This is a genomic window from Flavobacterium niveum, assembly GCF_055231775.1.
This window is the reverse complement of sequence record NZ_JBUYSX010000002.1, coordinates 623,961-636,523: the sequence shown is the minus strand read 5'-3', so window position 1 is coordinate 636,523 and position 12,563 is coordinate 623,961. Positions and strand designations below refer to the sequence as shown.

Annotated in this window: 8 protein-coding genes; 5 read left to right on the top strand and 3 right to left on the bottom strand. The window is 45.3% G+C overall.

Translation table 11 applies throughout. The features are described from left to right. Positions 1-24 precede the first annotated feature (24 nt). Both ACZIX4_RS08170 and ACZIX4_RS08165 read left to right on the top strand, forming a co-directional pair. Positions 25-3,390, top strand: coding sequence for a glycosyltransferase family 117 protein (locus tag ACZIX4_RS08170; protein WP_463335132.1), 3,366 nt, complete (start codon positions 25-27; stop codon positions 3,388-3,390). Positions 3,391-3,435: 45 nt separating this feature from the next. Then, the gene (locus tag ACZIX4_RS08165) at positions 3,436-4,077 is read left to right on the top strand and encodes a polysaccharide deacetylase family protein (protein WP_463335131.1); all 642 of its coding nucleotides are present in this window, start codon (positions 3,436-3,438) and stop codon (positions 4,075-4,077) included. On the opposite strand, the gene ACZIX4_RS08160 is transcribed toward ACZIX4_RS08165, so the two are convergent. Beyond that, positions 4,074-4,370 carry a thioredoxin family protein gene (locus tag ACZIX4_RS08160; RefSeq protein WP_463335130.1) on the bottom strand — a complete coding sequence of 99 codons (297 nt, stop codon included), beginning with the start codon at positions 4,368-4,370 and terminating at the stop codon, positions 4,074-4,076. The two genes, ACZIX4_RS08165 and ACZIX4_RS08160, sit on opposite strands and share 4 nt — an antisense overlap. A gap of 88 nt (positions 4,371-4,458) precedes the next feature. Continuing rightward, positions 4,459-5,682 (bottom strand): metallophosphoesterase, encoded by a 1,224-nt coding sequence (locus ACZIX4_RS08155; protein WP_463335129.1) that lies wholly within the window; start codon positions 5,680-5,682, stop codon positions 4,459-4,461. A 273-nt stretch (positions 5,683-5,955) separates the two neighbouring features. Between ACZIX4_RS08155 and polA the strand changes: the two genes are divergently transcribed. Continuing rightward, entirely contained in the window at positions 5,956-8,799 is a 2,844-nt protein-coding gene (gene polA / locus ACZIX4_RS08150; RefSeq protein ID WP_463335128.1) for a DNA polymerase I, read from the top strand. 101 nt (positions 8,800-8,900) lie between these two features. Next, the gene (locus tag ACZIX4_RS08145) at positions 8,901-10,217 is read left to right on the top strand and encodes a serine hydrolase domain-containing protein (RefSeq protein ID WP_463335127.1); all 1,317 of its coding nucleotides are present in this window, start codon (positions 8,901-8,903) and stop codon (positions 10,215-10,217) included. An 85-nt stretch (positions 10,218-10,302) separates the two neighbouring features. On the opposite strand, the gene ACZIX4_RS08140 is transcribed toward ACZIX4_RS08145, so the two are convergent. Next, positions 10,303-11,334, bottom strand: coding sequence for a LacI family DNA-binding transcriptional regulator (locus ACZIX4_RS08140; protein ID WP_463335126.1), 1,032 nt, complete (start codon positions 11,332-11,334; stop codon positions 10,303-10,305). A 450-nt stretch (positions 11,335-11,784) separates the two neighbouring features. Here ACZIX4_RS08140 and ACZIX4_RS08135 point away from each other — a divergent pair, with 450 nt between their 5' ends. Continuing rightward, a complete protein-coding gene (locus ACZIX4_RS08135) occupies positions 11,785-12,546 on the top strand; it encodes a ferritin-like domain-containing protein (protein WP_463335125.1) in 762 nt (253 codons plus the stop codon). Positions 12,547-12,563 lie beyond the last annotated feature (17 nt).

The following is a 12,563-nucleotide window of genomic DNA, read 5'->3' as shown; positions in this document are numbered from 1 at the left end:
TATATCCAGGATAATTCACCATACATGACAACATTCAATTTCAGGAAATGGGACACCATAGTGGGGTGGTCCGTATTTGCGGTTGCCCTCATCACGTATTCATTAACTGTAGAACCTTCATTGAGCTTTTGGGATTGCGGGGAGTACATATCTACTTCAGCCAAACTTGAAATAGGCCACCCTCCGGGAGCGCCGCTTTTCCAGATGATGGGCGCTTTTATGTCCATGTTCGCCATAGACAAAGAGCATGTTGCACTAATGGTAAATATGGTTTCGGTACTTTCCAGCGCTTTTACCATACTCTTTATGTTCTGGTCGGGTACCATGGTACTGAAATCGGTAGTAAGCAAATATTCTGAATTAAGCGAAAGCAACCTTAAGGCCATACTGGCTTCTTGTGCTATAGGCGCACTTGCTTTCACCTTTACTGACAGTTTCTGGTTTAACGCTACTGAAGCCGAGGTTTACGCCATGGCATCGCTGTTTATAGCCCTGCTGCTTTGGCTGGGCCTTAAGTGGGAACAGGACATGCATACACCACGCGGCAGCAAATGGTTGCTAATCATATCGCTGATTATAGGCCTTTCGTTCGGGGTACACTTTATGGCGCTACTTGCCTTCCCGAGCATCGGTTTCATCTACTTCTTTAAAAATTACAAAACCGTAACTGTAAAGAATTTTATCATAGCAAACGTGGTTATCATAGCCATACTGCTGTTCATCTTTAAGTTACTGCTACCATACACCATGGCACTTTTCAGGATTACTGAAATCTTCATGGTAAATACCCTTGGCCTGCCGTTTAACTCAGGTACCATATTTATGTTCCTGGCTATTATAGCAGTGTTTTACTTTGGCCTTGGCTATACCAAAAAGAAAGGCCTGGCGCTATACAACAGTATACTGCTGAGCATACTATTTATACTTATCGGTTTCAGCACCTGGATGATGCTTCCGATACGTGCCAATGCCAATGTGGTTATCAACGAAAACAACCCAAGCGATGCCACCGAAGTACTGGCCTACTACAACCGTGAGCAGTATGGTGAGCAGAAATTGTTCTACGGCCCTATGTATACCGATACGTACAGCGGCCTGGACCAAGAGCATCCGTACGAAGACGAAAAACCTAACTACCAGCGCGATTACAACAGTGGTAAATATGTGGTGGTAAACGAATTTAAAAATGCCAAACAAAACACGGACAACAACCACAAAGGCTTTATGCCGCGTATGTGGAACCCGGAAAGTGCGGCAAACTATATGAACTTTACTGCACCGCCTGCCTTCAGGCTGGATCCTGCGTATGACTTTACCGAAGACCTGTACCGCATGGGCCTTCCGGTAGACCAACTAAGCGATGAAGAAATGGGCCAGGCTATTGCCGAAGCGCGTGGCAATATAGAGCAGGTTATTGCCGAGTTTAAGGCTTCGTACCACTCTGGCCAGCTTGATTTTGACGATTACCATAAGTTCCTGAACCACTACGGCTCTTACCTTATTGTAGAGAAACCGAGCTTTGCAGAGAACATGAAGTTTATGTTCGAATACCAGTTTGGCTATATGTACGGCCGTTACCTTATGTGGAACTTCGCCGGAAGGCAAAACGACATACAAGGGCGTTATGACGACCTTGATGGCAACTGGATTTCGGGCATTAAATTCCTTGACGAAATAAGGCTGGGCAGCCAGGCAAACCTGCCAAGCGACCAGGCCGATAACAAAGGCCGCAACGTGTACTACCTGCTGCCATTCCTGTTGGCGTGTATCGGCCTTGCCTACCATGCTACTAAAGACATGAAGAGTTTCTACGTGCTGCTTACCCTGTTCCTGTTTACAGGGCTTGCACTGAAAATATACCTTAACGAAAGGCCGTTTGAGCCACGCGAAAGGGATTATGCCCTTGTAGGTTCGTTCTACGTATTTGCCATGTGGCTGGGCTTCGGCGTATATGCTATTTACGAATGGATAAAGCAATATGTAACACCAAAAATAGCATTGCCTGCCGTTACTGCAGTCTGCTTACTGGCAGCCCCGGTACTTATGGCCAGCCAAAACTGGGACGACCACAACCGCGCTGATCGTTACACTGCACTGGCTATGGCCAAGGCTTACCTGTCGTCTTGTGATAAAAATGCGATACTGTTTACCATAGGTGATAACGACACCTTCCCGCTGTGGTATGCACAGGAGGTGGAAGGCTACCGTACCGACGTGCGTATCGTAAACACCAGCTTGTTTATGACGGACTGGTACATTGACCAGATGAAACGCAAGGCGTACGAAAGCGACCCTATGCCGGTAACCTTTACGCACGACCAGTACAAGCAGGGTACACGCGATTATATGCTGTACATTCCGGGTACTGAGGAGCGCATCGACCTGAGCTACTTCCTAAAGCTGATGGGCAGCGATGACAACAGGCTGAAACGCCAGCTGAACAACGGCCACTGGGTGAACTACTACCCTACGAACAAAATACGTTTCAACGTAGACAAGGCCTCAGTTCTTAAAAACAAAATTGTAAGCCCTGAGTTGGCTGACAGCATAGTGCCTTACATCGACTTTACTATAAAAGGTGATGCACTGTACAAGAACCGTCTTATGATGCTGGACATTGTATACAACAACAACTGGAAAAGGCCGATATACTTTACAGGTGGTAGCTTTGGCGACGACGATTACCTGTGGATGAAGGATTACCTGCAGCTTGACGGTATGGTGTATAAGCTTGTACCACTAAAAACAGCGATACCGGAAGACGGCAGCCCACTTGATATGGGTCGTATAGACACCAACAAAATGTATGACATAGTTATGCACTGGGAGTGGGGCAACAGCGAAAGCCCAAGCATTTACCATGACCCTGAAACACGTAAAAACAGCATTACCTACCGTACTAATATGGCTAGGCTGATGCAGGCGCTACTGGATGAAGGTGACAAGGTAAGGGCACGCAAGGTAATAGACCTGGCCATGACCAAGCTACCTGTAGAACAATATGGTTTCTACACCCTGCTGGAGCCGTTTATTACAGGTTACTATGAGTTGGGCGACAAACAAAGTGCACATAAAGTACTGGATATACTGATTAAGAAATACCAGGAAAGCCTGGTATTCTACGCAGGCGTAAGCCCAAGCGACCAGACATATATACGCAACGATATTGCTACCGATATAGAGCGTTACCGCAGCCTGCTGTGGCTTGCACAGGAGAATGGCGATGATGAATACTACCAAAAGGAATTCCCTAAATTCAACCAGCTGAACCAAAAAGTAGGTAAATACAAAAGGGAAAATGAAGGAGAAGCACAACCTGAGGATTCTTTAGATATTGAAACTTTAGACACTAACAAAGCAAAAGCTGCTGATACAGCAAAAGAAAAATAATAACACAAATACAGGATGCAGCTTCGGCTGCATCTTTTTTTAGCTATGGGATTTTACTGGGTAAAGACACGCTGGTTTATAAAGAAGTTCTTTGGGGGATTCATCTGGAATGTGGCCCGTAAGGAGAAAACCGTGTACCTTACCTTTGACGACGGCCCCATACCACAGGTAACACCCTGGGTACTGGACGTACTGAAACGCCACGATATTAAGGCTACGTTTTTTTGCATTGGCGATAATATTGAGAAAAACCCTGAAGTGTTTAAACAGGTAGTAGCGGCAGGGCATGCCATAGGCAACCACACCTTTAATCACCTTAACGGCTGGATAGAGGACGATGAAATCTATGTGAAAAATGCTGAACTGTGCCAGAAATCCATACTGAAACACAAACCTGAAGGCACGCGCTTATTCCGTCCTCCGTATGGCAAAATGAGCCGCAGGCAGGCATCGGCCATGAGGCACAGGGGATTTAAACTGATAATGTGGGATGTACTCAGTGCAGACTTCGACCAGGGCATTACTCCTGAGAAATGCCTGAAGAATGTAATGAAAAATGTGGAAAACGGCAGTATTATTATATTCCACGACAGCGAAAAGGCACGCCGCAACCTGCAGTATGCACTGCCCCGTGCAATAGAACAATTAAAGAGGGAACGGTACCGCTTCGGGTTATTGCCGTATTAGTACTGTTCTTTTACCAGGCCAATGATTGTATTGGCATCAAGTTCGCCGCTTTGCCTCCATACCATTTCGCCACCCCTATAAATCATAAGTGTAGGCAAACCTTTAATACGAAGCGCATCGGCCAGTTCCTGGTTTTTATCCACGTCAATTTTAATAACCTTAGCCTTATCGCCCAGTGCAGCGGCAACATCCCTTATTACAGGGTGCATGGCTACAGATGGCTCGTTCCATTCCGTATAAAAATCTATCAGCACAGGAACCGGCGAGTTAATAAGTTCTCCGAATTTTGACATAAATTGGCTGTGTTAAAATACTCTAAAAACCTTTGTTATTAGGAAATTTTCATACAAATATAGCATTTTTACAATACTAAGGCAGTAATTAACCTTTTTTTAGTGTCAGTACCGTAATTTCAGGCCAAATACCCACCCTGCCCGGGTATGCATGGAAGCCAAAACCACGGTTTACGTAGATATAGCGGCCCAGGTTCTCATAAAGGCCCGCCCACTGTTTGTACACGTATTGTACCGGGCTCCATTTGATAAAACCCGGGATTTCTATACCAAACTGAAAGCCGTGTGTATGACCGCTAAGGGTAAGCTGGTAGTGCCTGTCGTCATTCTGCACCTCAATATCCCAGTGGCTTGGATCATGGCTCATCAGTATCTTGAAATCATTTTTACCCAGGCCTTCCGATGCTTTGTTAAGGTCGCCCGCCTGCTTAAAGCCTTTACCCCAGTTCTCCACCCCAACAAGGACTATCTGCTGCCCGTCCTTTTGGAATTTTACATGCTCATTAAGCAACAGCTTAAAATCGATTTGCCTGTGCAGGTCTTTAATCTCCCTGAAGTTTTCATCTTTAGCCTGTTGCGAAGGCCAGGTAACATATTCACCATAATCGTGGTTCCCTAAAACCGAATACTTACCCAAAGGCGCATTATCTATACGCTTAAAGGTTTCTATCCACGGGTGCATTTCGGTGGCGTGGGTATTTACAATATCACCGGTAAAAAGGATAATATCACTTTTCTGCTCATTGATAAGGTCAATAGCGTATTCTATTTTTTCCTTATCATCAAAACTACCGCTGTGCACATCGGATATTTGTGTGATGGTCATTCCGTCAAATGCTTCGGGAAGGTCAGGAAAAGTAAGCGTTGTTTTACGCACCTTAAAGTTGTACTTGCCTTTGGTCATACCATACAGCAACGAGAGGAACGGCACCGCCGCTACCCCAAGCGCGGCAAGGCTTACAAAACGGCGGCGTTCGGCAAAGAACGGCTGCCCTGTTTGTCCCGCAAAAGCGCGGATACATCCGGCAAAGAGCCTGAAGATATCCTCGCCAAGCATTACTATGGCAATAAGCAGCTTTGGCACTACGGTTATAAGCATCAGCCCTATGGTAAACAGCGTTTGGCGGGTTTGGCCTTTGCTTCGGTCAAACTGTGTAAACGAATAGATAATGTAAGCTATGATAAGCACTGATATGGCAAGGTATACCCAGTGAACCCAACGGTTTTTCACCGCTTCCTTTACCGCTATAAAGGTGTAAATTTCGCTGACTACAATAAAAATCAACAAAAGCGGTAGTATTATTTGGCGCATGTGTGTAGTAAAAAATATATTGCAAAAGATGCATCATAAAATGTGCCATAACACGTTATGTCAGTATACGTGTCAGGTGTTTTTTTAGCAAAACTGTATCAGTCCGTTAGGTTTTTGTTCACTAAACACAGCATAACTTTGCTTTAGAAACGACACGGAAAAACTATCACTCTATATATACAGCGCCCCATTGGCTTTTTACAGCAACGGGGCGCTGCACTTTTTTATTAAGGCAGGTTTCAGTATTTTTACATCCAAACAAAAAACGGACACATGTCACAGCAAAAACGACTTTTCCTGCTTGATGCCTACGCACTTATATTCCGCGGCTATTATGCTTTTATAAAAAACCCGAGGATAAACAGCAAGGGCATGGACACCAGCGCCATACTGGGCTTTATGAATTCGCTGATTGATGTAATAAAGCGCGAACGCCCGGACCACCTTGCCGTAGCCTTTGATAAGGAAGGCAGTGCTGTACGTACAGAGATGTACACTGCATACAAGGCAAACCGCGATGAAACACCCGAAGCCATCCGCATAGCGGTGCCGTACATACAGGAAATCCTTCGTGCCATGCACATACCCGTAATAGAACTGGCAGGCTGCGAGGCCGACGACCTTATAGGTACCGTGGCACAACAGGCCGAAAAGCAGGGTTACCAGGTATATATGGTAACGCCCGATAAGGATTTTGCACAGCTGGTTACCGAAAACATTTTTATGTACCGCCCGTCTCGACTGGGAAATGACATAGAAATATGGGGCGTGCAGCAGGTACTGGACCGCTTTGAAATAGAACGTACCGAACAGGTTATAGACTACCTGGGCATGATGGGCGATGCTGTAGACAACATACCGGGATTACCGGGCGTAGGTGAAAAAACCGCAAAAAAACTACTGAAAGAATACGGCAGCATGGAAAACCTTTTGGCTAACACCCACGAGTTGAAAGGTAAAATGCGCGAAAACATAGAAAACAACAAGGAGCTGGGCATTATGTCTAAAAAGCTCGCGACGATAATTACTGATTGCGACGTAATGTTTGACGAGCACGACTACGAGCTGACAAAACCGGACACCGAAAAAGTAGAGGCGCTGTTTAACGAACTGGAATTCCGCCGCCTGGCCGACCAGTTCCATAAGCTGTTTGCCCACGGTGAAGAATACGACCAGATAAACCCTGACAGTGCCGATGCATCGGCAGCACCGGCCAAAAGAAGCAGCAAAAAAGACGAAAACCAAACCAACCTGTTTGGTTTTGATGATGCCGATGCTCCCGCTACAGGACACAGCTCATTCTACAATACGCTTGAAAGTACCGACCACCACTACCAGGTGGCAGAAGGTATGGGTGTCAACTTTTTAGTAAACAACCTGCTGAAGCAAGCCAGCGTATGTTTTGATACCGAGACTACCGGTGTAAATGCGCTTACCGCTGAACTGGTGGGTATGTCATTCTCATGGGAGAGAGGCAAGGGCTTTTACGTAGCGGTCCCTGCCGACAGAAATGAGGCACAAGCGCTTGTAGATAAATTCCGTCCGTTTTTTGAGGCTGAAGGCATTGAAAAAGTAGGCCAGAACCTAAAGTACGACCTTGAGATACTTTCAAACTATGGCATCACGGTAAAAGGTAAATTCTTCGACACCATGATAGCGCATTACCTGATTAACCCGGATATGCGCCACGGCATGGATGTTTTGGCAGAAACCTACCTGAAATACAGCCCGATGCCTATTGAAACGCTCATTGGCAAAAAAGGAAAAGGCCAGAAAAGCATGCGCGACGTAGCATTGGAACAGATCAAGGAGTACGCCGTAGAAGATGCTGATATTACCCTGCAACTAAAAGAGGTATTTGCCCCGATGCTGGATGAAACCGGCACACGCAAGCTTTTTGACGAGATAGAAATTCCGCTAATGCCGGTACTGGCCGCGATGGAAACCGAGGGCATCAACCTGAATGTACCTTACTTAAAGGAGCTTTCAGCAGAGTTGAGCGCTGACACCAAGGCACTGGAACAGAAAATATACGAAGCTGCCGGGGAAACGTTCAACCTGGGTTCGCCGAAGCAACTTGGTGAAATCCTGTTCGACAAAATGAAGATTGGCGGCAGCAAGCAAAAGAAAACCAAGACCGGGCAGTACGCCACCGGCGAAGAGGTGCTGTCGTACCTTACTAACGAGCACCATATTATTCAGGATATACTGGACTGGCGCCAGGTAGTAAAACTGCAAAACACCTATGTAGATGCGCTTCCGGGGCAGGTAGAAACCAAAACCGGCCGCGTACACACCGATTATATGCAAACGGTAGCTGCCACAGGCCGACTGAGCAGCAACAACCCGAACCTGCAAAACATTCCTATCCGCACCGAGCGCGGCAGGCAGATACGCAAGGCATTTGTGGCACGTGATGAAAACTACATATTGGTCAGTGCCGACTACTCGCAAATAGAATTGCGCATTATTGCTGCGCTTAGCGAAGACCCTGAGATGATACGTTCGTTCCAGAACAGGGAGGATATCCACGCCAGCACGGCCGCCAAGGTATTTAACACCTCACTGGCCGAGGTTACCCGCGAGCAGCGTAGCCATGCCAAAACGGTGAACTTCGGTATTATATACGGCGTGTCGGCATTCGGGCTTAGTAACCAGACTTCACTGAGCCGCAGCGAAAGCAAAGACCTGATTGAAGCTTACTACAAAACCTATCCGCGACTGAAGCAATACATGAGCGAGCAGATAGAATCGGCACGCGAAAACGGCTTTGTTACCACCGTACTGGGCCGCAGGCGTTACCTTAAGGATATAAACTCGGCTAATGCCGTGGTGCGTGGCGCAGCAGAACGAAATGCCGTAAACGCACCTATACAGGGTAGTGCCGCCGACATCATTAAAATTGCCATGATTAACATACAGAAACGACTGGTAGATGAAGGCTGGAAAAGCAAAATGTTGCTACAGGTACACGACGAACTTGTTTTTGACGTTTATAAAGAAGAGCTGGAACGCATAAAGCCGATGATAAAGCACGAAATGGAAAATGCTTTTACCCTTGCAGTACCATTAGATGTGGAAGTAGGCGAAGGCGTAAACTGGCTGGAAGCACATTAGGAGTTAATTTGGTTATAGGGTTATGCGGTTATTCGAAGAAGTGGCTAAAGCAGCAATGAACGAATAACCGGATAACCAGATAACCGCATAACCTTTGGCAAATGAAAAAAGCATTTTTATTATTCACCTTACTCCTCACCACTACCCTATTTGCCCAGGGCGGGGAAGGAAAGTTCAGGAAGATCGACAGCCTGATGACCTACCTGTACCAAAACGGCAAGTTTATGGGCAGTCTTACCCTGCGCGAAAAAGATAAGGTGGTATTCAGCAAGGCTTATGGTTTTGCCGATGTAGGTACCAAAGTAAAGGCAACCCCGCAAACCAAATACAAGATAGGAAGCATTACCAAGATGTTTACCGCCAGTGTGGTTTTCCAGCTTATTGAGGAAAAAAAGCTGAAGCTTGACACCAAGCTCAGTACGTTTTTCCCGAAGATAAAAAATGCTGATAAAATTACCATTGCAAACATGCTGAACCACAGCAGCGGTATTTACAACTATACGAACGACAGTACGTTTACACCAAAACTTACCACGCAACAGCTGCGCCGCGACATGCTGGAACGGCTGTATAAATACGATGCGGTTTTTGAACCCGGTACCAAAGCCGAATACAGTAACAGCAACTACCTGCTGTTGGGTTTCATAATTCAGGATATTACCCACAAGAGCTTTAAGGACAACGTTACCAGCCGTATTATAAACAAACACGGACTGAAAAACACCAAGTACTTCGGTAAGATAAATTCAAAGAAAAGCGAGGCGTATTCCTATAAAAATGAAGACGGCACCTGGGTAAAACAAAACGAGTGGCATGAAACCGTGGCCGGTGCTGCCGGTGCACTACAAAGTACCCCTGAAGACCTTACCAAATTCATTACCGCACTGTGGGCAGGAAAAATCATCAACCCTGAATCGCTGGCACACATGACCACCATGGATTTTGGATATGGCAAGGGTGTGTTCAACTTTCCGTTTGGGGAGCGTAAGTTTTACGGGCATAACGGCGGTATAGAGGCATTTGAATCGGCTGTGGGATATTACCCGAAAGAAGACCTTGCAGTAGCGTTGATTTCAAACGGGCTGGACATGAGTTTTAATGATGTAATGCTGGGTATACTGAGCTGCTACTACAGGCTGCCATACCGCTTCCCTACGTTTGACAGTGTTGTACTGGGAGACGATGCCCTGAAAAAATTTGAAGGCAACTATAGCAATGCGAGCCTGCCGTTTGTAATCAACGTGGCTTTGATAAAAGGACAGTTGCGCATACATGCCGATGAGCAGGGTACGTTTTATATTACCCCGCTAAGCGAAACTGAGTTTATACACGAAGGCTCAGGGGTAAAGATGATTTTCGACCCAAAAGGCTTTACACTGGAACAAAACGGTTCGTCTACCTACTTCAATAAAAAATAAGAAGCAATTGTTTCAAAAAATAAAACAAAGGGCTGTCCGGAAACGGAGCAGCCCTTTATGCATTTATGTAAGGATCATAACAAAATTACAATTTCCTGGTAGAGTCCCTTTGGCGTAGCTCGGTTTTAATCACCGTAGTTTCGTATTCAGGAGCTTCACCTTCTTTACTTTCCAGCCTGTTAATTAATATACTGGCAGCGGCCTCACCTATCTCAGGGCCGTGCTGGCTCACCGTACTAAGGCTTGGCGTAAGCCTGCGCGACCATACACCATCGGCAAAACCTATAAGCTGTACGTCTTCAGGTATTTTAAAACCACCCTTAAGCACTGCTTTGTGTGCTATTACCGAAGCCGATTCTTCAAGCGCAAATACGCCGTCAATTTCTTTACCTTTTACATCAAAAAAAGCAGGGAATTGCTCTTCAAATTCCTCAGTACTTTCACAACGCAGGATAAGTGTTTCATCTATAGCTATATTGTTTGCCTGCAGCGCCTCTAAATATCCCTCAGCCCTAAGTTTACCTACGCTGGTATTGTCTATGTTAGAAAGAAGCGCTATCCTTTTGCTGCCGGTAGCCACAAGATGGTTTACCGCATTTACAGCAGAATCGAAGTCATCTACAATAACTTTATCGCAGTTAACCTCCTCAGATATCCTGTCAAACATTACAATTGGGATATCATCGGCCATAGCTTCCTTAAAATGTTTAAACTCATGCTCTTTCTGGGTTTCATCGGCTACCGAAAGGATAAACCCGTCTATGGTGCCGTTACTCAGCATGTCCATGGTGGCGATTTCCTTTTTAAGCGATTCGTTACTTATACAGGTAATCACGTTATACCCACGCTCGTTAGCCTCTTTTTCTATACCGCTAAATACTTTGGCAAAGAACGGGTTAAGGATGTTAGGGATAATAACGCCGATGGTTTTAGAACGCTTGCTTTTCAGGTTTACAGCAATATTGTTCGGCTTATAGTTTTTAAGCTTGGCAAATTCCTGAACCTTGATTTTCGTTGGCTCGCTGATTTCCGGGCTGTTGCTCAGCGCTTTCGATACGGTAGATACCGATACGCCGAGTTCTTTTGCAATTTGTTTTAAGGTCGCTTTTGGTCTCATATTCCGGGATGTGTTTTACATTGGTAAAAATAACGAAAATTTTACGAAAATCTTGCAGCCTACTTTACGAAAACGTAATCATTTCTTCTTAACCCTATAATAAGAAATTTAATTAACCTTTCTTTTACAGGAATATTCCGTAAAGATAAAACGTTTTCATATTTCAAAACGTTAAATATTTATAAAAAATACATCACTATTTATATAAAATTTACAATTTAGAAAACACCGCATAATTTTGCAAAATATTGCAACACAAGCCCACGAATATTGGGTATAAATCCATAATTGCGCTCAAAAAATTATAACAGAAAGTGATAATTTTTTGTTAAAACCACTATTTAAGCCCGAAACCTTAAAAACCATTAACATTTACTTGGCGTATATAAAAACAACCTTTGGCAAAATGCCATCAGTTGCATTTGATATTAACCACTTAAATTATTCATTATGAACAGTAAAAAAGTTACGGTAACCGAGGTAGTTACTTCCCCGTCGGCAACAATGGCCAGCCGCAGGAGTTTTTTAAAAATAAGCGGCCTGGCATTAGCAGGCACAGGCCTGTTGCTGGCAGGATGTAGTGATGACGACGATAATAACAACGACAGCAGCCAGCTTCCCGGTGTACGCAACGGCGTATTTGACCTGGGTGGTGGCGATGCAGGTATACTTACCTACGCCTATGCACTGGAACAGCTTGAAGCCGATTTCTACACCCGTGTGGTGAACAGCAACACGTTTGGCTCCACATTCAACAGTGAAGAACAGCAAGTGCTTGCCGACCTGTATGCACATGAGGTATTGCACAGGCAATTCTTTAAAACCGCCATTACCGCAGCACTGCAAGGCACATCGGGAGAATTGCTACCGGACCTTGAATTTGCATACAGCGGTGTTAACTTCAACAGCCGAAGCAGCGTACTGGCTACCGCCCAGGCGCTTGAGGATACCGGCGTGAAAGCTTACAATGGTGCAGGCCGATATATTACCAATGCAGATTACCTTGTTATTGCCGGAAAAATAGTATCGGTAGAGGCACGCCACGCCAGTGCCATACGCAGCCTTATAAGCCCGGGCACGGCAAGTTTTGCAGGCAATGATGTAGTAGACGAAAACGGCCTTGACCTTGCTGCAAACCCAAGCGCAGTAATACCGGTTGTTGCCTCACTAAACTTTATACAAACCGCTTTTTCTGCCAACTATTTACCATAATTACTAACCTCTAACTT